Below are 22,759 nucleotides of genomic sequence, written 5' to 3'. Positions count from 1 at the left end.
CACTCCGGTTGATGGTCCTGCGGCGCCAGTCGAATGGATTCAGGCCGGTGCGGATAGTGGCACGCGGCCAACTTTCCACTGAACGAATCCCTCCGAACCTGCGTCATAACCCTCCTTGAGCCCGCAAGGCCAAGCGACCGCTCGGCCTTGCGATTAGTCCTTAGCGTGCTATCCATGTTTAACTTGAACGTTCATTCAAGTTAAACCGGCCGTCCGCTGCCCGCTCACAACAGGAGGCTTGCCTTTGCTGAGTCCGATCATTTCAGCCATGTTCCACCCCTTCGAGGTGCACCGTCCATGAGTGCATCGTCCACCCCCGCCAGCGCCCAGGTGCGCATGAACCCACCGGTGTTCTGGTTCGCCGCGACAGTCATCCTGCTGTTCGGCCTCGTCGTGATTTCCCTGCCGGAGGCGGCCGGCGCCTGGCTGCTGAAGGCCCAGGACTGGGCGGCCAACACGGTCGGCTGGTACTACATGCTGGCGATGACCCTGTATCTGGTCTTCGTGGTGGTCACCGCGCTGTCTGGCTACGGCAAGATCAAGCTCGGTGCCGACCACGACGAGCCCGAATTCAGTTACCTGTCCTGGGCCGGCATGCTGTTCGCCGCCGGGATCAGCATCACCCTGTTTTTCTTCTGCGTGTCGGAACCCCTGACCCACATGCTCCAGCCGCCCCAGGGCGAGGCCGGCACGGCGGACGCCGCGCGCCAGGCGATGCAGATCCTGTTCCTGCACTGGGGCCTGCACGGCTGGGGCGTGTTCGCCTTCGTCGGCATGGCATTGGCGTACTGCGCCTACCGCCACAACTTGCCGCTGGCCCTGCGCTCGGCGCTCTATCCGCTGATCGGCAAACGCATCAACGGCCCCATCGGCTACGCGGTGGACGGCTTCGGCATCATCGCCACGGTGTTCGGCCTCGGCGCGGACATGGGCTTCGGCGTGCTGCACCTCAACTCCGGCCTGGACTATCTGTTCGGCATCGCCCACACCCAGTGGATCCAGGTCGGCCTGATCGTCCTGATGATGGGCGCGGCGATCACCGTCGCCGTGTCCGGGGTCGACAAGGGCGTGCGGGTGATGTCCGACATCAACATGCTGCTGGCCTGCGCGCTGCTGCTGTTCGTGCTGTTCGCCGGGCCCACCCAGCACCTGCTCAACACCCTGATCCAGAACCTGGGCGATTACCTCGGCGCGTTGCCGACCAAGAGCTTCGACCTCTACGCCTACGACAAGCCCAGCGACTGGCTCGGCGGCTGGACGGTGTTCTACTGGGCCTGGTGGATCGCCTGGTCGCCGTTCGTGGGCCTGTTCATCGCGCGGATCTCCCGGGGCCGCACCATCCGCGAATTCGTCTTCGGCGTGCTGCTGATTCCGCTGGGCTTCACCCTGGCGTGGATGTCGATCTTCGGCAACAGCGCCATCGACCAGGTGCTCAACCACGGCATGACGGCCCTCGGCCTGTCGGCCATCGACGACCCGTCGATGACCCTCTACCTGCTGCTGGAGACCTACCCGTGGAGCAAGACCGTCATCGCGGTGACGGTGTTCATCAGCTTCGTGTTCTTCGTCACCTCCGCCGACTCCGGCACCGTGGTGCTCTCGACCCTGTCGGCCAAGGGCGGCGGCCCGGACGAGGACGGGCCGAAATGGCTGCGGGTGTTCTGGGGCGCGATGACGGCGCTGATCACCAGCGCGCTGCTGTTCTCCGGCAGCATCGATGCGCTGAAGTCGGCGGTGGTGCTGACCTCGCTGCCGTTCTCGCTGATCCTGCTGCTGATGATGTGGGGGCTGCACAAGGCGTTCTACCTGGAGTCGCAGAAGCAGATCGCGCAATTGCATTCGCTGGCGCCGGTGTCCGGCTCGCGGCGCGGCAAGGGCGGCTGGCGGCAGCGCTTGAGCCAGGCGGTGCATTTCCCGTCCCGGGACGAGGTGTACCGGTTCATGGACAGCACCGTGAAGCCGGCCATCGAAGAGGTGACGGCGGTGTTCGTCGAGAAGGGTCTGCACGTGGTCACGCAGCCGGACCCGGCCCACGACAGCGTCAGCCTGGAGATCGGCCATGGCGAACTGCACCCGTTCATCTACCAGGTGCAGATGCGCGGCTATTTCACGCCGTCGTTCGCCCGGGGCGGCATGGGCTCCAAGCAGCTCAACAACCGCCGCTACTACCGCGCCGAAGTGCATTTGAGCGAGGGCAGCCAGGACTACGATCTGGTCGGCTACACCAAGGAGCAGATCATCAACGACATCCTCGACCAGTACGAACGGCACATGCAGTTCCTGCACCTGGTGCGTTGAGCCCGGCGGGCGCCGGGGCGGCTTCAGGCCTCGGCGCTCAGCACCATGAACAGCACCATCGCCGCCACCGGCACGCCGAACACGGCGCTGCCGACCATCAGTTCGGTGCTCAGCGTCTGCTTGCCGTGCACCATGCCGACCGCGCCGTTGATCACCGTCAGCGCCAGCCACAGGGCGGCGAAGCCGTAGGCCAGGGTCTGGCGGGAAAAGCCGATGCGTTCGCCGATGTACAGCATCAGCGCCAGCAGGATCAGGCCGAAGGTGATGATGATGGTGGTGTGCATGAAGGGGCTGCCTGTCGGTGTCGTTTCGCCTGGGCGGGCGCCATCGCCGGCAGGCTGGCCCCCACATCGCAACGCGTTCTTCTGTGGGCGTCAGCCTGCCGGCGACGGGGCCGCTGCGGGCTTGTTCAAAGCATAGTCAAACCAGCCCGCCGTTGGCCCGCAGGACCTGTCCGTTGACCCAGTCCGCCGCCGGGCTCGCCAGGAACGACACCACCCGGGCAATGTCCTCCGGCTGCCCCAGGCGCTCCAGCGGCGGCATCTTCGCGTAGGCCTGGATCTGCTCTTCGCTCTTGCCGTGCAGGAACAGCTCGGTGGCCACCGGTCCCGGCGCCACGGCGTTGACCGTGACATTGCGCCCGCGCATTTCCTTGGCGAACACCTGGGTCAACGATTCCACTGCCGCCTTGCTGGCGATGTACACCGCGTAGCCCGGCAGGTTGAGGCCGACGGTGCTGCTGGAGAAGTTGATGATCCGTCCGCCGTCGTTCAGCCGCGCCGCCGCCTCGCGCATCGTGTTGAAGGTGCCGCGGGCGTGGATGTTGAAAGTCTGCTCGAACAGCTCGTCGCTGTGCTGCGCCAGCGGCAGCACCTTGAGGATGCCGGCGTTGTTCACCAGCGCGTCGACCTTGCCCAGGTGCGCTTCGGTTTCGTCGAACAGGCGCCGCACGTCGGCGGCGTCGGCCACGTCGCCCTGGATGGCCATGGCTCGGTGGCCGGCCTGGCGCAGTTCGACGACGAGCCGGGAGGCCTCGTCGGCGCTGTGGGCGTAATTGACGGCGACGGCGAAACCGTCCTCGGCCAATTGCTTGGCGATCACCGCGCCGATGCCGCGGGAGGCGCCGGTCACGAGGGCGACTTTCGGGGTGTGCTGGGTCATGGCTGTGTTCCTGTGTGCGGGGGAAGTGGGGGCCATTTCACCTGTTTGCCTGCGCTGGATAAATGCCGCAAAGTTGCCTTGACTGTTCAATATCCGCCAACAATCGAAGGCCGGGAGCCCGCCGTGGATCAAGTCAAAGCGATGAAGGCGTTCGTGCGGATCTACGAACGCAGCAGCTTCACCCTGGCCGCCGCCGACCTGAACCTGCCCCGGGCCACGCTGACCCACACCCTCAACCAGTTCGAGGCCTGGCTCGGCACGCGCCTGCTGGAGCGCAGCACACGCAAGGTGCGCCCGACCCTGGACGGCGAGGCTTACTACCGGCGTTGCGTGCAACTGCTCGCGGAGCTGGAGGACGCCGAACTGGCGTTTCGCAGTGTGGCGCCGAAGGGGCGGCTGCGGGTCGACCTGCAAGGGACGTTGGCGCGGCATTTCGTGATCCCGGCGTTGCCGCAGTTCATGGCGCGCTACCCGGACATCGAACTGTCGATCAGCGAGGCCGACCGCTTCGTCGACCTGATCGCCGAAGGCGTCGATTGCGTGCTGCGCGCCGGCACCCTCGGCGACTCGACCCTGATCGGCAAGCGCGTGGCCAGCCTGCGGCAGATCACCTGCGCCAGCCCCGCTTACCTGCGCAGGTTCGGCGAGCCCCGCAGCCTGGCCGAGCTGAAAGACCACCGTGCGGTGAACTACGTCTCGCGCAATGCCACCCGGGTGTTTCCCTTCGAGTTCATGGTCGACGGCGAACGCACGGAGGTCGCCATCGACGGCGCGGTCTCGGTGTCCGGCGCCGAGATCTACGCGGCCTCGGCCATCGCCGGTCTGGGCCTGATCCAGTGCCCGCACTACCGCATGCAGCGCCAGATCGACCAAGGCCTGATACGGGAAGTCCTGCCCGACATGCCGCCGCCACCGATGCCGGTGTCGGTGCTGTACCCGCACAACCGGCACCTGTCGCCACGGGTGCGGGTGTTTGTGGATTGGTTGAGCGAGGTCTTTGCGCAGGTTCCGCGTCAGGCCGAGGTTTGAGGTGTTCCGGCCGACGTTCTCGCCAGCAGGCCGGCTCCCGCAAGGATCTGTGGTGACGGGTGCAGGCGGTTTGTCCCTTGCCAATGTGAAACGATTCAGCCATAGGTCGAATCCGAGGTGGGCATGGCCCCGCTTGGGCGTATGCTGAGCAGCTCAGGTTGGTCGAAGCACCGTGGCACCGACGGTCGCTGCGCAACCGAGCGGGAGCGAGCGCCCTCGCCACAGGAAACGTCCGGCCGCCGATGGCTGAAACCCATGCAAGAGAGGATCCGATGACCTACACCGCTGCCGAAAACCGCTACGACGCCATCCCTTACCGCCGCGTGGGCCGCAGCGGCCTGGTGCTGCCGGCGCTGTCCCTGGGCCTGTGGCACAACTTCGGCGACAGTACGCCGATCGACACCCAGCGCGCCTTGCTGCGCACGGCGTTCGACCTGGGGATCAACCACTTCGACCTGGCCAACAACTACGGCCCGCCCTACGGCAGCGCCGAGATCAACTTCGGCCGACTGCTGCGCGAAGACTTCAAGGGCTACCGCGACGAGCTGATCATCTCCAGCAAGGCCGGCTGGGACATGTGGCCGGGCCCTTACGGCCAGGGCGGCGGTTCGCGCAAGTACGTGCTGGCCAGCCTCGACCAGAGCCTGCAACGGCTGGGCGTGGACTACGTGGACATCTTCTATTCCCACCGCTTCGACCCGGACACCCCGCTGGAGGAGACCGCCGGCGCCCTCGCCACCGCCGTGCAGCAGGGCAAGGCGCTGTACGTCGGCATCTCGTCGTACTCCGGGGTGAAGACCCGCGAGATCGCCGCGCTGCTCAAGGAATGGAAAGTGCCGCTGCTGATCCACCAGCCGGCCTACAACCTGCTCAACCGCTGGGTGGAGAAGGACCTGCTCGACACCACCGACGAACTCGGCACTGGGGTGATCGCTTTCACTCCGCTGGCGCAGGGCCTGCTGACCGACAAGTACCTCAACGGCGTGCCGGCGGATGCGCGGGTCAACCGTCCGGGCGGCGGTTCGCTGCAGGCGTCGCACCTGTCCGAGGCCAACATCGCCCATGTGCGGGCCTTGAACGAGATCGCCCGGCGTCGTGGCCAGAGCCTGGCGCAATTGGCGCTGGCCTGGACGCTGCGCGATCCGCGGGTGACCTCGGCGCTGATCGGCGCGAGCCGGCCGGAGCAGATCATCGAGAACGTCGGGGCACTGAAGAACCTGAGCTTCAGCGCCGAAGAGCTAGCGGAAATCGACCGGTTCGCCCAGGAGGGCGGGATCAATCTGTGGGAGAAACCGTCGACGGCCGAGTAAGCGTCAGGCGCCGGATCCTGCGGCGCCTGTCACACAGTCATCGCCGGCAAGCCGGCTCCCACAGGGAAGTGCATGCCTCTTGTGGGAGCCAGCCTGCTGGCGATAGGGCCGTCGCCGGCGATGCAGCCGTCAGCGAAAGAACGGCACATCCCCCAGCACCGTCGCCCGCTGCATCACCCGCCGCGCCGGGCGGTAGTCGTCCACCGCGTAATGCTGGGTCACGCGGTTGTCCCAGAACGCGATGTCATCCTTCTGCCAGCGCCAGCGGATGGTGAACTCCGGCCGGGTGGCGTGGGCGAACAGGAACTTGAGGATCGCCTCGCTCTCGGTCTCCGACAGTTCATTGATTTTCGAGGTGAAGCCTTCGTTGACGAACAGCGAGCGGCGTCCGCTCACCGGGTGGGTGCGGATCACGGGGTGCGACAGCGGCGGGTTCTTGCGCCGCGCCTCTTCCCACTGCGCCAGCGCTTCGGGCGTGTTGCCGTAGCGCTCCAGCGGAAACGAGCGGGTGAAATCGTGGGTGGCGGTCAGCCCTTCGAGCAGGGCCTTCATCGGCGCCGACAGCGCTTCATAGGCCGCGATGCCGCTGGCCCACAGAGTGTCGCCGCCGTACTCCGGCAAGAGCTTGGCGCTGAGCACCGCGCCCATCGCCGGGGTCGGCAGGAAGGTCACGTCGGTGTGCCAGATCGCGTTGTCGCGCACGTCGGTGACGGCGGTGTCGAGGATCAGCACCTCGGGTTGTTCCGGCACGTTGGGGTAGATCGGATGGATGTGCAGGTCGCCGAAGTACGCCGCGAAGCGCGCCTGCTGCGCAGGCTCGACGGGCTGGTCGCGGAAGAACAGCACCTGGTGCTTGAGCAGCGCCTGGCCGATGGCGTCGCGCTGTTCCTGGCTCAATGGCTGGCTGATGTCGACGCCGCTGATCTGCGCGCCGAGGGCCGGGCTTAAGGGGACGATGTTCAGGCTGCTCATGGGGTTCTCATCAATGTTCGGGGTGGGGGCGGTTCAAGCGGTGGGAGCGACTGTCTGCGGCGCCTGGGCGGGCGCCATCGCCAGCAGGCGGGCTCCCACGAGGGGAACAGTCAGTGGGCCTGGCCGTGCCACGGCACCAGTCTGCGTTGCAGGGCGCGCAGGCCCATTTCCATGGCGAAGGCGATCAGGGCGATGACCAGGATCCCCAGCACCACCACGTCGGTCACCAGAAACTGCGCCGCCGACTGCACCATGAAGCCCAGCCCGCTGGTGGCGGCGATCAGTTCGGCGGCGACCAGGGTCGACCAGCCCACGCCGAGGCCGATGCGGATGCCGGTGAGGATGTCCGGCAGGGCGCTGGGCAGGATCACATGGCGGATCAGCTGCCCGCGGGTGGCGCCCAGCGACTGGGCCGCCCGCAGCTTGGCCGGGTCGACCGTGCGCACGCCGGTGGCGGTGGCGATCGCGATCGGGGCGAAGATCGCCAGGTAAATCAGCAGCACTTTCGACACCTCGCCGATGCCGCACCAGATCACGATCAGCGGCAGGTAGGCGAGCGGCGGGATCGGCCGGTAGAACTCGATCAGCGGATCGAGCACGCCGCGGGCGATGCGGTTGGCGCCGATGGCGATGCCCACCGGCACGGCGGTCAGGATGGCGAAGCCCAGGCCCAGGCCGATGCGGCTCAAGCTGGCGCCCAGGTGCTGCCACAGGGTCGAGTCCATGTAGCCGCTGGTGGCCAGCAACCAGCCCTTTTGCAGCACGGCGGCGGGCGGCGGCAGGAACAGCGGTTCGATCAGGCCGGTGGCGGTCACCGCCCACCAGGCCAGCAGCAGGGCGAACAGGGTCAGCACGCTGATCCAGCGGGTGCTCAGGCTGCGCCGCGCCGCAATGGCGGTCGAGGGTTTGGAAGGTTTCACCGTGGCGGCGGAAACGTCGTAGCTGCTCATGCGCGCTCCTGGAGCCGGACGGCGTTGCGTTGGGAGAACACTTTGCCGAGCACGTGTTCGCGGGTTTCGATGAAGCGCGGGTCGGACTTGATCGACCGCGCCGGTTCGCCGGCGGCGTAGCGCTGGCCGAAGCCCAGGTGCAGGCGTTCGACGATCTGCCCGGGGTTGGGCGCCAGCAGGATCAGGTCGGTGGCGAGGAACACCGCCTCCTCGATGTCGTGGGTGATCAGGAACACCGGTTTGGCGGTGCGTTGCCAGACCTGCAGCAACAGCTCCTGCATCTGTTCGCGGGTGAAGGCGTCGAGGGCGCCGAACGGTTCGTCCATCAGCAGCACGCGCGGATCGGCGGCCAGGGCACGGGCCAGGCCGACACGCTGCTTCTGGCCGCCGGAGAGCTGCCAGACGCGGCGGCTCTCGAAACCGGCCAGGTCCACCAGGGCGAGCATCTCCCGGGCGCGCCGCTCGCGCTTGTCCCGGGGCACGCCGGCCAGTTCGAGCCCGAAGGCGACATTGGCCAGCACGTCCTGCCAGGGCAGCAGGGCGTCGTCCTGGAACACCACGCCGCGTTCGGCGCCAGGCCCTTTGACCGGCACGCCGTCGAGGGTGATGCGCCCGGCGCTGGGGGCGACGAAACCGGCGATCAGGTTCAACAGCGAAGTCTTGCCGCTGCCGGACGGGCCGAGGGCCACCAGCAGTTGCCGGGGGCCGAGGGTCAGGGAAACATCCGACAACACCGGTTCCGGGCTGCCGGGGTACTGTGCGCTGATGCGCTCCAGCGAAAGCAAGGCCATCGCGGTCGACTCCCGATCAGTTGGTGATGTACTTGGCGCTGACGTACGGCGCGTAGTCCGGCAGCACGGCCTCGACCTTGCCTTGCTCCTTGAGGAACACGGCGGTGTCGGTGATGGCCTTGGTGGTCGGCGCGCCGAGGTCGTTGACCTGGTCCGCCGCCAGCGGGTAGACGTTGCCTTGCAGCAGCAGCGGAATGTCGCTGGCCTTGGCGCCGGACAGCTTCACCAGCTTGTCGACGTTGCTCGGCTCGGCGAGCCAGGCTTTCGGGTCCTTGCGGTAGTCGGCGTAGGCGTCGAGGGTGACCTTGGCGAACGCGGTGACGATCTCCGGATGCTTCTGCGCGAAGTCCTTGCGCACGATCCACGCATCGAAGGTCGGCGCGCCGAACTTGGCCAGCTCGCCGGAGGTGATCAGCACCTTGCCGTTTTCCTTGGCCACGCCCAGGGCCGGATCCCAGACGTAGGTGGCGTCGATGTCACCGCGTTTCCACGCGGCGATGATCGCCGGCGGCGCGAGGTTGAGCACGGTGACTTTCGACGGGTCGATGTTCCAGTGCTTCAGGGCGGCCAGCAGGCTGTAGTGGCCGGTGGACACGAACGGCACGGCGATTTTCTTGCCGACCAGATCCTGCGGTGTCTTGATGCCGGCGCCGTCGCGGGCGACCAGCGCTTCGGCGGCGCCGATCTGGGTGGCGATGAGGAAGGTCTCCACCGGCACCTTGCGGGTGACCGCCGCGGTCAGCGGGCTGGAGCCGAGGTAGCCGATCTGCACGTCGCCGGAGGCGATGGCGGCGATGATGTCGGCGCCGTTGTCGAACTTGCGCCAGCTGATGTCGGCCTTGGTGGCTTTCTCGTAGGCGCCGTCGGCCTGGGCGACTTTCGCCGGGTCGACGGTGGTCTGGTAGGCGACGGTGAGGTCGGCGGCCTGGGCCAGGAAGCTTGCGGCGGCCAGGGTGGCCACCGCCAGCAGGCGAAGCGGGACATTCAGTTTCATGGGGGAGCTCCTTGTCAGGCCACCGGTCGTCGGCGTGAAAGGAGACTAAATGATCTAAGAATCTAAAAATAAATAACTTTTTAGAATTAACTTATGAGCGGAAAAATCTAAAGCCTTGTGGCGAGGGAGCATGCTCCCGCCCGGCTGCGCAGCAGCCGGAAGTTTGGGCCCGCTCCGCGACCCGGCGGGAGCAATCCCCTGGCCCCAGGGGCGGTCAGTTGCTGATCGCCAGGATGCTCGCCTGGTAGGCCCCCACGAATACGTCGAAATCGCCGACCTCGTTCTGCTCCAGCTCCGCCTGCTGCTCCAGCGACGAGCGCGCCAGCGCTTCGAAACGGGTTTGCTCCTCGGCGGCCAGGGGCTCGCTGCGGAAGAAATCGGCATGGGCCTGGCTCTGGCGCAGGGAAAACTGCGCGAAGCTTTCCTTGTGCGCGGCCATCGCCGCCAGCACCTGGGCCGATGGCGTCAGCGACGGGTCGCTGACCTTGGCCCGCTGCGCGTCGAGCGCCTTGCCGTGGGCATCGCCGCCCTGGCTGCGATCCAGCAGGGCCGCCAGCGGCGCGATGTGCTCCAGCAGTTCGCCCGCCCATTGCTTCATGTCCACCGGCTGGCCGTCACGCTGCAGCTGCAGGCCGGGACGGCGGCCTTCCTTGACCACGCTGAGGAAGTTCGACGTGGCGTTGCCGCAACTGGTGCCGGTCAGCAGCGGGCTGTCGTTGAGCGCGCAATACAGCAGGAACGCGTCGAGGAAACGCGCCTCGGTGACGTCGATGCCCATCGGCAGGAACGGGTTGATGTCCAGGCAGCGCACTTCGACGTACTGGATGCCGCGGGCCATCAGCGCCTGGATCGGCCGTTCGCCGGTGTAGGTCACGCGTTTGGGGCGGATGTTGGAGTAGTACTCGTTTTCGATCTGCAGGATGTTGGTGTTCAACTGCACCCACTCGCCGTCCTGGTGCGTGCCGATCTCGACGTACGGCGCATACGGCGTGGCGACGGCCTTGCGCAGGCTGTCGGTGTAGCTGGACAGGTCGTTGTAGCACGGCGTCAGGCCGGCCTGGGCGTTGCTCTGGTAACCCAGGTCGCTCATGCGCAGGCTGGTGGCGTAGGGCAGGTACAGGGTGTCCGGATCCAGCTGTTCGAGCTGGTGCGGGCGGCCGCGCAGGAAGCCTGCGTCCAGCGCCGGCGAAGCGCCGAACAGGTACATCAGCAGCCAGCTGTAGCGGCGGAAGTTGCGGATCAGGGCGATGTAGGACGCGGACTGGAAGTCGCGGTCGCTGCCGCCGGTGCCCTCGGCCTGCTTGAGCAGCGGCCAGAGCTTTTCCGGCAGGGAGAAGTTGTAGTGGATCCCGGCGATGCACTGCATGGTCTTGCCGTAGCGCAGCGCCAGGCCCTGACGGTAGACGTACTTGAGCCGACCGATGTTGGAGGTGCCGTAGTACGCGATCGGGATGTCTTCCTCGGCCGGCAGCGGGCACGGCATCGACGGGCTCCACAGGTACTCGTTGCCGAGCTTGCTGTAGGCGAAGCGGTGGATGCGCTCCAGGCTGGCCAGGGTGTCGGACGGGTCGGGCAGGGCAGGCGTGATGAACTCCAGCAGCGACTCGGAGTAGTCGGTGGTGATCTGTTCGTTGGTCAGCGCGGAACCCAGGGCCTCGGGGTGCGGCGTCTGCGCCAGGCGGCCCTCGCCGGTCACGCGCAGGCATTCACGTTCGATGCCGTGCAGGCACTGCTCGAGCAGGGAGAGGTTGGCGCGCTCGCCGAGCAGGGCCAGGCGGCGGTTGAGAAGTTCGCTCAATTTGGATTCCTTCACGCGTCAGTCGCCCCAATATGGGGGTGGGCAGGACGGTCTACAAGGGTGAAGTTGAAACTGGCGTTTTCGCCTGGTTTTGGAGCGGCAGGCCGTTTGCCGGTCAGTCAAGAACTGCACAATCCCTGTGGGAGCGAGCCTGCTCGCGAAGGCGGTGTGTCAGCCAACTGATGCACCCTCTTCGCGAGCAGGCTCGCTCCCACAGGTTTCGTTGCGCCGAAATTAACCCAAATCGGTGACGGCAAGCTACAGGACAGCGAACGTGCCTTGCGCTTTTGCGACCAGCTTGTCGCCCTGCATCACGTCGGCCTCGACCACCAGCGTGCGCCGGCCCGGGTGGATCACCCGGGCCGTGCACAGCACCTCGCCGTCGGACACGGCGCGGATGTAGTTGATCTTGCACTCGATGGTCGCGCTCTGCTGGTCGAAGCCATGGGCGCTGGAGCAGGCCAGCCCCATGGCGATGTCGACCAGGCTGAACAGCGCGCCGCCGTGCAGCTTGCCGCCGCGGTTGCGCAGCTGCGGCTCCAGCGCCAGGGCGACTTGCGCCACCCCGGTCTCCAGGCTGTGCAGGCGGCAGCCCAACAGCTTGAAGAACGCGCTCTCGACGAGCCCGACGGGAATGTCCGTCACTTCTTCTTCAACTGCTTGGCGTTGGCGAACAGGGACGCCATGGCGTTGTTGGCCGGTGCGGCGGTGGCGGTTTCCTTGCGCGGCGCGTTGTTCGAGCCCTGGCGCGGCGCCGAGCCCGGACGCGAGCCGCGGGCGCCGTCGATCTTCTCGCCCGGCGTGTCGCTCATGCGCATCGACAGGCCGACGCGTTTGCGCGGGATGTCGACTTCCATGACCTTGACCTTCACCACGTCGCCGGCCTTCACCGCCTCGCGCGGATCCTTGATGAACTTCTCCGACAGCGCCGAGATGTGCACCAGACCGTCCTGGTGCACGCCGATGTCGACGAACGCACCGAACGCCGTGACGTTGGTCACCACGCCTTCGAGGATCATCCCCGGCTGCAGGTCCTTGAGGTCTTCGACGCCTTCCTGGAACTCGGCGGTCTTGAATTCCGGACGCGGGTCGCGGCCCGGCTTGTCCAGTTCCTGGAGGATGTCGGTGACGGTCGGCAGGCCGAAGGTCTCGTCGGTGAACTTCTTCGGATCCAGGCGCTTGAGGAACCCGGTGTCGCCGATCAGCGAGCGGATGTCGCGGTCGGTCTCGGCGGCGATGCGCTTGACCAGCGGATAGGCTTCCGGGTGCACGGCCGAAGCGTCCAGCGGGTTGTCGCCGTTCATCACGCGCAGGAAGCCGGCGGCCTGCTCGAAGGTCTTCTCGCCCAGGCGCGCGACTTTCTTCAGCGCGGCGCGGGTCTTGAACGCGCCGTGCTCGTCACGGTGGGCGACGATGTTCTGCGCCAGGGTGGCGTTGAGGCCGGAGATGCGCGCCAGCAGGGCCACGGACGCGGTGTTCACGTCCACGCCCACGGCGTTCACGCAGTCCTCGACCACGGCGTCCAGGCTGCGCGCCAGCTTCAGCTGCGACACGTCGTGCTGGTACTGGCCGACGCCGATGGATTTCGGATCGATCTTCACCAGCTCCGCCAGCGGATCCTGGAGGCGGCGGGCGATGGACACCGCGCCGCGGATCGACACGTCCAGGTCCGGGAATTCCTTGGCGGCCAGTTCCGAGGCCGAGTACACCGACGCGCCGGCCTCGGACACCATGACCTTGGTCATTTTCATGGCCGGGTATTTCTTGATCAGCTCGATGGCCAGCTTGTCGGTCTCGCGGCTGGCGGTGCCGTTGCCGATGGCGATCAGGTCGACCGAATGCTTGGCGCACAGGGCCGCCAGGATGGCCAGGGTCTGGTCCCACTTGTTGTGCGGCACGTGCGGGTAGACCGTGGCGTGGTCCAGCAGCTTGCCGGTGGCGTCCACCACCGCGACCTTGCAGCCGGTGCGCAGGCCCGGGTCCAGGCCCAGGGTCGCGCGCGGGCCGGCCGGGGCGGCCAGCAGCAGGTCGTGCAGGTTGTGGGCGAACACGTTGATCGCTTCAGTTTCGGCGCCGTCGCGCAGTTCGCCGAGCAGGTCGGTCTCCAGGTGGGTGTAGAGCTTGACCTTCCAGGTCCAGCGCACCACCTCGCCCAGCCACTTGTCGGCGGGGCGGTTCTGGTTCTGGATGCCGACGTGCTGGCCGATCATGCCTTCGCACGGGTGCAGGGTGCCCGGCAGTTCCTCGCCGACCTTCAGGGCCGAACTGAGGATGCCTTCGTTGCGGCCGCGGAAGATCGCCAGGGCGCGGTGCGACGGCATGCTCTTGAGCGGTTCGTCGTGTTCGAAGTAGTCGCGGAACTTGGCGCCTTCCTCTTCCTTGCCGGCGATCACGCGGGCGCTGATCGTGGCTTCCTGCTTGAGGAAGGTGCGCAGTTTCTCCAGCAGGCCGGCGTCTTCGGCGAAGCGCTCCATGAGGATGTACTTGGCGCCCTCGAGGGCGGCCTTGGCGTCGGCCACGCCCTTGTCGGCGTCGATGAAGCGCGCGGCTTCGGCTTCCGGCGTCAGCGACGGGTCGTTGAACAGGCCGTCGGCCAGCTCGCCGAGGCCGGCTTCCAGGGCGATCTGGCCCTTGGTGCGGCGCTTCTGCTTGTACGGCAGGTACAGGTCTTCGAGGCGGGTCTTGGTGTCGGCGAGCTTGATGTCGCGCTCGAGGGCGGGCGTGAGCTTGCCCTGCTCCTGGATGCTGGCGAGGATGCTGATGCGCCGTTCGTCGAGTTCGCGCAGGTAGCGCAGGCGCTCTTCCAGATGACGCAGCTGGGTGTCATCGAGGCTGCCGGTCACTTCTTTCCGGTAACGGGCGATGAAGGGAACGGTAGAGCCTTCATCGAGTAGCGCGACGGCCGCTTCGACCTGTTGCGGGCGTACGCCGAGTTCCTCGGCGATGCGGCTGTTGATGCTGTCCATAAAACCACCTGACAAATTGTGAAAGCAGGTCCGCAGGCGCGAAGGATGAAGGCCCGGAACCTGGTTGTGCGGCCTGGCGCTTGCCGCTGCCTGGGCCAAGGGAGCAGACCATTGACCCGTGAAACCGAACGATTACTGCGGTGGACATGAAAAATAGGGAGTGGCCACCAACGGTAACGATTCAGACGTTGCCTGGCACAAAAGGCCGCGCATTATAACCGGCGTTCTGTCATTCGGGGGCGTTGAGCCTTGTAGGCACAAGCCCCGGTTTTCTGGCAGTGAAGGAAAAATCTGCTAACAATGCACACGGTGCGTATAACGGCAGCTACGCCATAATGCGCGCCGAGCTAAAAGGAGCATCCAATGAGCAGCACTGCACAAACTGCTGAAGGCGAAAAAATTCTCATCGTTGACGACGATCCGGGGCTGAGCAGCCTGCTGGAACGCTTCTTCGTCAGCAAGGGCTACCGTGCCCGCGCCGTACCGAACACCGAGCAGATGGACCGCCTGCTGTCCCGCGAAGTGTTCAACCTGGTCGTCCTCGACCTGATGCTGCCCGGCGAAGACGGCCTGACCGCATGCCGCCGCCTGCGGGCCGCGAACAATCAGATTCCGATCATCATGCTCACCGCCAAGGGCGACGAGTTGAGCCGCATCAAGGGCCTGGAACTGGGCGCCGACGATTACCTGGCCAAGCCGTTCAACCCCGACGAGCTGATGGCCCGCGTCAAGGCGGTGCTGCGCCGTCAGGCCCCGGCCGTGCCGGGCGCACCGGGCAGCGAAGACGAAAACGTCACCTTCGGCGATTACGTGCTGTCCCTGGCCACCCGCGAACTCAAGCGCGGTGACGAAGTGCACATGCTGACCACCGGCGAATTCGCGGTGCTCAAGGCACTGGTGATGAACGCCCGCCAGCCGCTGACCCGCGACAAGCTGATGAACCTGGCCCGTGGCCGGGAATGGGATGCGCTGGAGCGCTCCATCGACGTGCAGATTTCCCGTCTGCGCCGGATGATCGAACCCGATCCGTCCAAACCGCGCTACATCCAGACCGTCTGGGGCGTGGGTTATGTGTTCGTGCCGGACGGCAACTCCACCAAGTGACCGGTGATCTGCAGTAGCGGGTCTGGCGGATGTTCGCCGGCAGACTCGCCCTCCGCAATGTGCGAGCATGGCTCGCTCCTGCAAGCGTGTAGCGGCTATTCATGAAGACCCCCGTCTGGTTCCCCCAAAGTTTCTTCTCCCGCACCCTGTGGCTGGTGCTCATCGTCGTGCTGTTCTCCAAGGCCCTGACCCTGGTGTACCTGCTGATGAACGAGGACGTGCTGGTGGACCGCCAGTACAGCCACGGCGTCGCCCTGACGCTGCGCGCCTATTGGGCGGCCGACGAAGAGAACCGCGCGAAGATCGCCGATGCCGCGACCCTGATCCGGGTGGTGGGCGCCGGGGTGCCGGAAGGCGAGCAGCATTGGCCGTACAGCGAGATCTACCAGCGGCAGATGCAGGCCGAACTCGGCGCCGACACCGAAGTGCGCCTGCGCATGCATTCGCCGCCGGCCTTGTGGGTGCGGGCGCCGAGCCTGGGCGACGGCTGGCTGAAGGTGCCGCTGTACCCGCACCCGTTGCGCGGGCAGAAGATCTGGAACGTGCTCGGCTGGTTCCTGGCCATCGGGCTGTTGTCCACTGCGTCGGCGTGGATCTTCGTCAGCCAGCTCAACCAGCCGCTCAAGCGCCTGGTCTATGCCGCCCGGCAACTCGGCCAGGGCCGCAGCGTGCGGCTGCCGATCAGCGACACCCCCAGCGAGATGACCGAGGTGTACCGCGCCTTCAACCAGATGGCCGAAGACGTGGAGCAGGCCGGCCGCGAGCGCGAGCTGATGCTGGCCGGGGTTTCCCACGACCTGCGCACGCCGCTCACCCGGCTGCGCCTGTCGCTGGAGCTGATGGGCGACCGCACCGACCTGACCAACGACATGGTGCGCGACATCGAAGACATGGACGCGATCCTCGACCAGTTCCTGGCCTTCATCCGTGACGGACGGGACGAGACGGTGGAGGAGGTGGACCTGAGCGACCTGGTGCGCGAGGTGGCGGCGCCGTACAACCAGAACGAGGAAAAGGTGCGCCTGCGCCTGGAGCCGATCCAGCCGTTCCCGCTGCGTCGGGTGTCGATGAAACGCTTGCTCAACAACCTGATCGGCAACGCGCTGAACCATGCGGGCAGCGGCGTGGAAGTGGCGGCCTACGTGTCCGGCGACACCAGCGCCCCGTATGTGGTGCTGAGCGTGATGGACCGCGGGGCGGGGATCGACCCGGCGGAGCTGGAGGCGATCTTCAACCCGTTCACCCGTGGCGACCGCGCACGGGGCGGCAAGGGCACAGGGCTGGGCCTGGCGATCGTCAAGCGGATCGCTTCGATGCACGGCGGCAACGTCGAGTTGCGCAACCGCTCCGGCGGCGGGCTGGAGGCGCGGGTGCGGTTGCCGTTGGGGTTGATGCTGCCGCGGGATGCGGTTTAGGGGGCTTCAAGCTTCAAGCTTCAAGCTTCAAGCTTCAAGCTTCAAGCTTGAGGCTTGCGGCTTGCGGCTTGCGGCTTGCGGCTTGCAGCTTGCAGCTTGCAGCTTGCGGCTTGCGGCTTGCGGCTTGCAGCTGCCCCTCACCCCTTGCCTTTGGTGCGGGTCATGTTCGGCCCGGCATTCTTCTCGAGGTGTTCGATGATGATCCCGGCCACGTTCTTGCCGGTGGTGGTCTCGATCCCTTCCAGGCCGGGCGAGGAGTTCACCTCCATCACCAGCGGCCCGTGATTGGAGCGCAGGATGTCCACGCCAGCCACGGTCAGGCCCATCACCTTGGCGGCCCGCAGGGCGGTCATGCGTTCCTCGGGGGTGATCTTGATCAGGCTGGCGCTGCCGCCGCGGTGCAGGTTGGAGCGGAATTCCCCCGGCTTGGCCTGGCGCTTCATCGCCGCGATCACCTTGTCGCCGACCACGAAGCAGCGGATGTCCGCGCCGCCGGCTTCCTTGATGTACTCCTGCACCATGATGTTCTGCTTCAGGCCCATGAACGCCTCGATCACGGATTCGGCGGCGGTCGCGGTTTCGCACAGCACCACGCCGATGCCCTGGGTGCCTTCCAGCACCTTGATCACCAGCGGGGCGCCGTTGACCATGTCGATCAGGTCGGGAATGTCGTCCGGCGAGTGGGCGAAGCCGGTCACGGGCAGGCCGATGCCCCGGCGCGACAGCAGTTGCAGCGAACGCAGCTTGTCCCGCGAACGGGCGATGGCCACCGATTCGTTGAGCGGAAACACCCCCATCATCTCGAACTGGCGCAACACCGCGCAGCCGTAGAACGTCACCGACGCGCCGATCCGCGGGATCACCGCGTCGAAGCCTTCCAGCGGCTTGCCGCGGTAGTGGATCTGCGGCTTGTGGCTGGCGATGTTCATGTAGGCGCGCAAGGTGTCGATCACCACCATTTCATGCCCGCGCTCGGTTCCGGCTTCGACCAGACGGCGGGTGGAATACAGACGCGGGTTCCGCGACAGCACAGCGATCTTCATGCAACACCTGTGGAGGAGGTAGATACCGGGAACACCGGCTTGTCTTGTACATACTTGACGCCCGGACTGACCACCAGCTGGCCGTCGATCAGGGCTTTGGAACCGAGCAGCAGGCGATAGCGCATGGACTTGCGGCAGGCGAGCGTGAACTCGACCGGCCAGACCCGGTCGCCCAGGGCCAGGGTGGTGCTGATCACGTAGCGCACCTGGGCCTGGCCGTTGGAGCTCTTGATGGTCTTGCGGGTGACCAGCGGCGCTTCGCAGCGCCGGTGGCGCAGTTGCACCACCGTGCCCAGGTGCGCGGTGAATCGCACCCATTTCTCGCCGTCGCGCTCGAACGGCTCGATGTCGGTGGCGTGGAGGCTGGAGGTGCTGGCGCCGGTGTCGATCTTCGCCCGCAGGCCCGCCACTCCCAGATCCGGGAGCGCCACCCACTCGCGCAGACCGACGACGGTCAAATGGTCAAATGTCTTCAAAAAAATGCTCAGCCGGTGAGACCGTCCGGCCCGGGGGCCGCAATGGCGGTATTCACGCAGAATAAGGGTTAAAAGGCGACAGATATCTGCGGGCCGGATTGTAATCCGGGACGGCGCCGTTCATGGCACGACAGAAACGGTAGTACAGTTCACCAATATTTCAGAATGAGGAAAATCCATGGCACAAAAAAGCGAAGAGGACGACAAGGTCCGTCTCGACAAATGGCTGTGGGCGGCGCGGTTCTACAAAACCCGTGCGTTGGCCAAGGCGGCCATCGAGAGCGGCAAGGTGCATTGTCGGGGGGAGCGTTGCAAGCCTGGCAAAGAGCCACGCATCGGCGATGAATTCGAGATCCGCACCGGCTTCGATGAGCGCACGGTGGTGGTTCAGGCGTTGTCGATCGTGCGCCGCGGCGCGCCCGAGGCGCAGACGCTGTATGCCGAGACCGACGCCAGCGTCGCCAAGCGCGAAGCGGCAGCGGCGATGCGCAAGGCCGGCGCGCTGGGGGTGAGCACCGACGGCAAGCCGAGCAAGAAACAGCGGCGGGACCTGTTCAAGTTTCGTGGGAGCAGCAGCGGCGAATGACGCCGCTGTTTCGTTGGCTTCAGGGCAGGCCCGGTCGATCAGTGGGGGAGCGAGCCTGCCCGCAACCGAGGCGGTATCAGACGCCGCGCACCACACTCATCCGCGACACCACGGGCAACTTGCCCAGCAGGGCGAAGACCGGTGCCGTCACCTTCAGCCAGAAGTTCGCGGCGTGGTGCGCAAACGGTGTGCAGTAGCCCCAGCCCAACGCCCACACGGCCAGCAGCAGGCCGCCGATGTAGTCGTCCTGGCCCCAATGCGCGCCGGCCACAAGCCGCGGCAGCATGAACAGCAGCGCCAGGCCCCAGACCGTCAGACGCTGGCCGGCGGTGCGGCTGAACACGCCCATGAACAGCGCCCAGATCAGCAGCACCGAAGCGTGGTCACCGGGGAAGCTCTGGCTCGAGCGGTCCTTCAGCTCCCAGGTCTTTTCCAGGTGCGGGAAGAAGTCGCTGATGTGCACCGCACCCTCCAGCACCATCGACGGGCTGCTGTGCTGCCAGCCCATGTGGTCGGCGAACTTGGAGAACAGGGCGCGGATGACCACCATCAGCAGCAGGATCGAGAAGAAACCGAAGAAGGCGCGGCGCACGTCGGTGGCCTTGAAGACCCAGTCGCCCTTGATCAGCAGCGTCAGAAGGATCAGGCCGACCACGATGTCGAAAGGGCGCAGACTTGCAATTGCCCAGATGTGGAGCCATATGGGGTTGCTGGCCAATGGCGCGTTGAGTGAGCGGAACAGCCACTCGTCGAAAACCGAACACAGCATCTGGCCCGTAGGCCATAACCAGAAAGCCAGCAGTGCCAACGGCACCGCGTTGCACAGAACCAGCCGGCCGAGGTTCCACCTTGATTGGAACAAACCCGGATTGTTCATAAAATGCCTCCCGTGGCAGAACGAGCGCACCAAAAAGGGTGCCAAGAAGCGCAAATTTTCATCTCTTGTAACCATTTTGTCATCTTATTCAGATACCGAGCCCATGACCGATTTCCCGGATACCGACTACACCCAACGCTTCATCTTCGATGACAGCGACACCCGCGGCGAACTGGTGGCGCTGGAGCGCAGCTACGCCGAAGTCCTCGCCAAGCACCCCTATCCGGAGCCGGTGGCGCAGTTGCTGGGCGAGCTCATGGCGGCCGCCTCGCTGCTGGTGGGCACCCTGAAGTTCGACGGTCTGCTGATCCTTCAGGCCCGCTCCGAAGGCCCGGTGCCGCTGCTGATGATCGAGTGCTCCAGCGAGCGCGAGATCCGTGGCCTGGCCCGCTACCACGCCGATCAGATCGCGCCGAACGCCTCCCTGGCCGACCTGATGCCCAACGGCGTGCTGGCCCTGACCGTCGACCCGACCGCCGGCCAGCGCTACCAGGGCATCGTCGACCTCGACGGCGAGACCCTGTCCGACTGCTTCACCAACTACTTCGTCATGTCCCAGCAGGTGGGCACCCGCTTCAAGCTGTACGCCGACGGCCGCCGCGCCCGGGGCCTGCTGCTGCAGCAACTGCCGGCCGACCGCCTGAAGGACGAAGAGGAACGCGCCGCGAGCTGGCAGCACATCACCGCGCTGGCCAGCACCCTGACCGCCGACGAACTGCTGAGCCTGGACAACGAAACCGTGCTCCACCGCCTCTACCATGAAGAGCAGGTGCGCCTGTTCGACGTGCAGAAACTGCGTTTCCGCTGCAGTTGCTCCCGGGAGCGTTCGGGCAATGCGTTGGTCAGCCTGGGCCTGGAGGACGCGCAGCAGCTGGTGGCCGAACACGGCGGCCAGGTCGAGATCGATTGCCAGTTCTGCAACGAGCGGTACCTGTTCGACGCAGCGGATATCGCTCAATTGTTCGCCGGCGCGGGTGTCGAGACACCGTCAGATACCCGGCACTAAAACGGTTCAGCGCAGGTAAATTCACTGCCCGGCGACGGATTAACGCCGTTACGACGGGAGGGCCCTACTCTTTTTGGGCTTTTCTGGCATAATCCGGCGCACTTTTTTCGCGGTAGTAGTGCACGACTTTCTACTACAAAACGTTTGGAGCACACTCGGCCACTGGCCGACGGGGAAACTCATGACGCAAGCCAATAACGCCGTGTACACCGATCTGAGTGTTGATGATCTGGTAAAAGAAGCCCTGAACCGCGGTGAGGGCGAGCTTGCCGATACCGGCGCCCTGGTTGTCCGCACCGGTCACCGCACCGGCCGCTCGCCAGTCGACCGTTTCATCGTTGAAGAGCCTTCCACCCAGGCCGCCATCGCCTGGGGCCCGATCAACCGCAAGTTCCCGGCCGACAAGTTCGACGCGCTGTGGGCCCGGGTCGAAGCCTTCAACAATGCGCAAGAGCACTTCGTTTCCCACGTGCATGTAGGCGCGGCGGCCGAGCACTACCTGGCCGTGAAGATGACCACCCAGACCGCCTGGCAGAACCTGTTCGGCCGTTGCCTGTTCATCAACCCTGCGCAGTACAACCCGGCCGGCCGCGAAGAGTGGCAAGTGCTCAACGTCGCCAACTTCGAGTGCGTGCCGGAGCGTGACGGCACCAACTCCGACGGTTGCGTGATCATCAACTTCGCCCAGAAGAAAGTGCTGATCGCCGGCATGCGTTACGCCGGTGAAATGAAGAAAGCCATGTTCTCCGTGCAGAACTTCCTGCTGCCGGCCGCCGACGTGCTGCCGATGCACTGCGCCGCCAACATCGGCGAAGAAGGCGACGTGACCCTGTTCTTCGGTCTGTCCGGCACCGGCAAGACCACCCTGTCCGCCGACGAAAGCCGTTACCTGATCGGTGACGACGAACACGGTTGGGGCGAAGGCGTGGTGTTCAACATCGAAGGCGGTTGCTATGCCAAGTGCATCGACCTGTCCGAGAAGAACGAGCCGGTGATCTGGAAAGCCATCAAGCACGGCGCGGTGCTGGAGAACGTCGTCATCGACGACGCCAAGCACGCCGACTACGCCGATGTCAGCCTGACCCAGAACAGCCGCGCAGCCTACCCGCTGGAGCACGTCGCCAAGCGTTCGGAGAAGAACCTGGGCGGCGAGCCGAACGCCGTGATCTTCCTGACCTGCGACCTGACCGGCGTTCTGCCGCCCGTGTCGATCCTGAACAACGAGCAAGCGGCCTACCACTTCCTGTCCGGCTACACCGCACTGGTGGGTTCGACCGAAATGGGTTCGGGCAGCGGCATCAAGTCGACCTTCTCCACCTGCTTCGGCGCGCCGTTCTTCCCGCGCCCGGCCGGTGAGTACGCCGAGCTGCTGATCAAGCGCATCAAGGGCTTCAACTCCAAGGTCTACCTGGTCAACACCGGCTGGACCGGCGGTGGCTACGGCGTCGGCAAACGCTTCAACATCCCGACCACCCGCGCGGTGATCGCAGCGATCCAGAGCGGCGCGCTGATCGGTGCCGAAACCGAGCACCTGGACACCATCAACCTGGACGTGCCGCTGGCCGTGCCGGGCGTCGAAACCAATCTGCTCAACCCGCGCAACACCTGGGCTGACAAGGCTGCCTACGACGAAGCCGCCAAAGCGTTGGCCGCTCTGTTCATCGAGAACTTCAAGAAGTTCGAAGTGAGCGACGCGATCAAGGCTGCCGGGCCGAAGCTGTAAGGCCAGGTCCTGCGCATGAAAAAGCCGCCCCTCGGGGCGGCTTTTTTGTGGGCGCCGTCAGGGCTCCGGAAGGATGTCGCTCAGGCGATGAGCGAATCAACCTTCACCACCAACTCATGCCTGTCTGTTCCCGTAAGCCATGCCGAGCGTTCCAGGCTGAGGAAAATCTTCTCGGCTTCTGGAAGAATCCGCTCTGCGGTGCAGAAAAAGGTGTCGTCCTTTCTGATGTCCTGCATCGGCTGAGAGTGGTTCGTCCATTG

The 22,759-nt window shown here is 65.7% G+C and carries 21 protein-coding genes; 9 read left to right on the top strand and 12 right to left on the bottom strand.

Features of this window, described 5'->3' with window-relative positions; genetic code table 11:
- Positions 1–297 precede the first annotated feature (297 nt).
- Entirely contained in the window at positions 298–2,298 is a 2,001-nt protein-coding gene (gene betT, locus KVG96_RS23330) for a choline transporter BetT (protein ID WP_264082387.1), read from the top strand.
- A 23-nt stretch (positions 2,299–2,321) separates the two neighbouring features.
- On the opposite strand, the gene KVG96_RS23325 is transcribed toward betT, so the two are convergent.
- Together KVG96_RS23325 and KVG96_RS23320 are read right to left on the bottom strand one after the other, a co-directional pair.
- Positions 2,322–2,582 (bottom strand): hypothetical protein, encoded by a 261-nt coding sequence (locus KVG96_RS23325; protein WP_085581990.1) that lies wholly within the window; start codon positions 2,580–2,582, stop codon positions 2,322–2,324.
- 136 nt (positions 2,583–2,718) lie between these two features.
- Complete coding sequence (locus tag KVG96_RS23320) at positions 2,719–3,459, bottom strand: SDR family oxidoreductase (protein ID WP_217894120.1); 741 nt, start codon at positions 3,457–3,459, stop codon at positions 2,719–2,721.
- A gap of 123 nt (positions 3,460–3,582) precedes the next feature.
- Between KVG96_RS23320 and KVG96_RS23315 the strand changes: the two genes are divergently transcribed.
- Together KVG96_RS23315 and mgrA are read left to right on the top strand one after the other, a co-directional pair.
- On the top strand, positions 3,583–4,488 hold the full coding sequence (locus tag KVG96_RS23315; protein ID WP_217894119.1) for a LysR family transcriptional regulator: 906 nt from the start codon (positions 3,583–3,585) through the stop codon (positions 4,486–4,488).
- Between the two features lie 272 nt (positions 4,489–4,760).
- Positions 4,761–5,798: an L-glyceraldehyde 3-phosphate reductase gene (gene mgrA / locus KVG96_RS23310; RefSeq protein ID WP_217894118.1), complete on the top strand. Its 1,038-nt coding sequence runs from the start codon at positions 4,761–4,763 to the stop codon at positions 5,796–5,798.
- Between the two features lie 129 nt (positions 5,799–5,927).
- Here the strand turns inward: mgrA and tauD are convergent, their stop codons facing one another.
- The 7 genes from tauD to KVG96_RS23275 form a co-directional block, all read right to left on the bottom strand.
- The gene (gene tauD / locus KVG96_RS23305) at positions 5,928–6,770 is read right to left on the bottom strand and encodes a taurine dioxygenase (protein WP_217894117.1); all 843 of its coding nucleotides are present in this window, start codon (positions 6,768–6,770) and stop codon (positions 5,928–5,930) included.
- A gap of 110 nt (positions 6,771–6,880) precedes the next feature.
- On the bottom strand, positions 6,881–7,720 hold the full coding sequence (tauC, locus tag KVG96_RS23300; RefSeq protein ID WP_085631895.1) for a taurine ABC transporter permease TauC: 840 nt from the start codon (positions 7,718–7,720) through the stop codon (positions 6,881–6,883).
- Positions 7,717–8,511 carry a taurine ABC transporter ATP-binding subunit gene (gene tauB / locus KVG96_RS23295; protein ID WP_217894116.1) on the bottom strand — a complete coding sequence of 265 codons (795 nt, stop codon included), beginning with the start codon at positions 8,509–8,511 and terminating at the stop codon, positions 7,717–7,719. Before tauB ends, tauC begins: the two co-directional genes overlap by 4 nt.
- A 16-nt stretch (positions 8,512–8,527) precedes the next feature.
- A complete protein-coding gene (tauA, locus tag KVG96_RS23290) occupies positions 8,528–9,505 on the bottom strand; it encodes a taurine ABC transporter substrate-binding protein (protein WP_217894115.1) in 978 nt (325 codons plus the stop codon).
- A 214-nt stretch (positions 9,506–9,719) separates the two neighbouring features.
- Entirely contained in the window at positions 9,720–11,303 is a 1,584-nt protein-coding gene (gshA, locus tag KVG96_RS23285; protein WP_217894114.1) for a glutamate--cysteine ligase, read from the bottom strand.
- 258 nt (positions 11,304–11,561) lie between these two features.
- Entirely contained in the window at positions 11,562–11,948 is a 387-nt protein-coding gene (locus tag KVG96_RS23280; RefSeq protein ID WP_217894113.1) for a PaaI family thioesterase, read from the bottom strand.
- Positions 11,945–14,269, bottom strand: coding sequence for a Tex family protein (locus KVG96_RS23275; RefSeq protein WP_217894112.1), 2,325 nt, complete (start codon positions 14,267–14,269; stop codon positions 11,945–11,947). The genes KVG96_RS23280 and KVG96_RS23275 overlap by 4 nt, the downstream gene beginning before the upstream one ends.
- Positions 14,270–14,632: 363 nt before the next feature.
- On the opposite strand from KVG96_RS23275, the gene ompR reads away from it, so the two are divergent.
- A complete protein-coding gene (ompR, locus tag KVG96_RS23270; protein ID WP_085581968.1) occupies positions 14,633–15,373 on the top strand; it encodes an osmolarity response regulator transcription factor OmpR in 741 nt (246 codons plus the stop codon).
- 101 nt (positions 15,374–15,474) lie between these two features.
- Positions 15,475–16,788, top strand: a complete 1,314-nt coding sequence (locus KVG96_RS23265) for an ATP-binding protein (protein ID WP_085581966.1) — start codon at positions 15,475–15,477, stop codon at positions 16,786–16,788.
- A 137-nt stretch (positions 16,789–16,925) separates the two neighbouring features.
- On the opposite strand, the gene rimK is transcribed toward KVG96_RS23265, so the two are convergent.
- Complete coding sequence (gene rimK, locus KVG96_RS23260; RefSeq protein WP_217894111.1) at positions 16,926–17,831, bottom strand: 30S ribosomal protein S6--L-glutamate ligase; 906 nt, start codon at positions 17,829–17,831, stop codon at positions 16,926–16,928.
- Positions 17,828–18,307, bottom strand: coding sequence for a retropepsin-like aspartic endopeptidase RimB (gene rimB, locus KVG96_RS23255; RefSeq protein WP_085581964.1), 480 nt, complete (start codon positions 18,305–18,307; stop codon positions 17,828–17,830). The genes rimK and rimB overlap by 4 nt, the downstream gene beginning before the upstream one ends.
- Positions 18,308–18,485: 178 nt before the next feature.
- Here rimB and KVG96_RS23250 point away from each other — a divergent pair, with 178 nt between their 5' ends.
- Positions 18,486–18,893 carry an RNA-binding S4 domain-containing protein gene (locus KVG96_RS23250; RefSeq protein WP_085581962.1) on the top strand — a complete coding sequence of 136 codons (408 nt, stop codon included), beginning with the start codon at positions 18,486–18,488 and terminating at the stop codon, positions 18,891–18,893.
- A 76-nt stretch (positions 18,894–18,969) separates the two neighbouring features.
- Here KVG96_RS23250 and KVG96_RS23245 read toward each other — a convergent pair whose 3' ends face one another.
- Complete coding sequence (locus KVG96_RS23245; RefSeq protein WP_217894110.1) at positions 18,970–19,770, bottom strand: phosphatase PAP2 family protein; 801 nt, start codon at positions 19,768–19,770, stop codon at positions 18,970–18,972.
- A 103-nt stretch (positions 19,771–19,873) separates the two neighbouring features.
- Here KVG96_RS23245 and hslO point away from each other — a divergent pair, with 103 nt between their 5' ends.
- The 3 genes from hslO to KVG96_RS23230 all read left to right on the top strand — a co-directional run bounded on the left by hslO (position 19,874) and on the right by KVG96_RS23230 (position 22,742).
- Entirely contained in the window at positions 19,874–20,776 is a 903-nt protein-coding gene (hslO, locus tag KVG96_RS23240) for an Hsp33 family molecular chaperone HslO (RefSeq protein ID WP_085581958.1), read from the top strand.
- Positions 20,777–20,957: 181 nt separating this feature from the next.
- Positions 20,958–22,499, top strand: coding sequence for a phosphoenolpyruvate carboxykinase (locus tag KVG96_RS23235; protein WP_217894109.1), 1,542 nt, complete (start codon positions 20,958–20,960; stop codon positions 22,497–22,499).
- 15 nt (positions 22,500–22,514) lie between these two features.
- Positions 22,515–22,742 (top strand): hypothetical protein, encoded by a 228-nt coding sequence (locus KVG96_RS23230; protein WP_217894108.1) that lies wholly within the window; start codon positions 22,515–22,517, stop codon positions 22,740–22,742.
- Positions 22,743–22,759 lie beyond the last annotated feature (17 nt).

Origin of the sequence: Pseudomonas ekonensis, assembly GCF_019145435.1 — a bacterium.
Lineage (GTDB): Bacteria > Pseudomonadota > Gammaproteobacteria > Pseudomonadales > Pseudomonadaceae > Aquipseudomonas > Aquipseudomonas ekonensis.
Note: the sequence above shows the minus strand (reverse complement) of the source record. Positions and strands in the feature narration are given on the sequence as shown.

What these genes read in the sequence shown, in the direction of transcription:
- KVG96_RS23265 (WP_085581966.1), top strand. Translation starts at nt 15,475, where the DNA reads ATGAAGACCCCCGTCTGGTTCCCCCAAAGTTTCTTCTCCCGCACCCTG.
- KVG96_RS23275 (WP_217894112.1), bottom strand. Translation starts at nt 14,269, where the DNA reads ATGGACAGCATCAACAGCCGCATCGCCGAGGAACTCGGCGTACGCCCG.
- KVG96_RS23245 (WP_217894110.1), bottom strand. Translation starts at nt 19,770, where the DNA reads ATGAACAATCCGGGTTTGTTCCAATCAAGGTGGAACCTCGGCCGGCTG.
- betT (WP_264082387.1), top strand. Translation starts at nt 298, where the DNA reads ATGAGTGCATCGTCCACCCCCGCCAGCGCCCAGGTGCGCATGAACCCA.
- tauD (WP_217894117.1), bottom strand. Translation starts at nt 6,770, where the DNA reads ATGAGCAGCCTGAACATCGTCCCCTTAAGCCCGGCCCTCGGCGCGCAG.
- KVG96_RS23230 (WP_217894108.1), top strand. Translation starts at nt 22,515, where the DNA reads ATGAAAAAGCCGCCCCTCGGGGCGGCTTTTTTGTGGGCGCCGTCAGGG.
- KVG96_RS23325 (WP_085581990.1), bottom strand. Translation starts at nt 2,582, where the DNA reads ATGCACACCACCATCATCATCACCTTCGGCCTGATCCTGCTGGCGCTG.
- ompR (WP_085581968.1), top strand. Translation starts at nt 14,633, where the DNA reads ATGAGCAGCACTGCACAAACTGCTGAAGGCGAAAAAATTCTCATCGTT.
- KVG96_RS23235 (WP_217894109.1), top strand. Translation starts at nt 20,958, where the DNA reads ATGACGCAAGCCAATAACGCCGTGTACACCGATCTGAGTGTTGATGAT.
- rimK (WP_217894111.1), bottom strand. Translation starts at nt 17,831, where the DNA reads ATGAAGATCGCTGTGCTGTCGCGGAACCCGCGTCTGTATTCCACCCGC.
- hslO (WP_085581958.1), top strand. Translation starts at nt 19,874, where the DNA reads ATGACCGATTTCCCGGATACCGACTACACCCAACGCTTCATCTTCGAT.
- tauB (WP_217894116.1), bottom strand. Translation starts at nt 8,511, where the DNA reads ATGGCCTTGCTTTCGCTGGAGCGCATCAGCGCACAGTACCCCGGCAGC.
- KVG96_RS23320 (WP_217894120.1), bottom strand. Translation starts at nt 3,459, where the DNA reads ATGACCCAGCACACCCCGAAAGTCGCCCTCGTGACCGGCGCCTCCCGC.
- mgrA (WP_217894118.1), top strand. Translation starts at nt 4,761, where the DNA reads ATGACCTACACCGCTGCCGAAAACCGCTACGACGCCATCCCTTACCGC.
- KVG96_RS23250 (WP_085581962.1), top strand. Translation starts at nt 18,486, where the DNA reads ATGGCACAAAAAAGCGAAGAGGACGACAAGGTCCGTCTCGACAAATGG.
- tauC (WP_085631895.1), bottom strand. Translation starts at nt 7,720, where the DNA reads ATGAGCAGCTACGACGTTTCCGCCGCCACGGTGAAACCTTCCAAACCC.
- tauA (WP_217894115.1), bottom strand. Translation starts at nt 9,505, where the DNA reads ATGAAACTGAATGTCCCGCTTCGCCTGCTGGCGGTGGCCACCCTGGCC.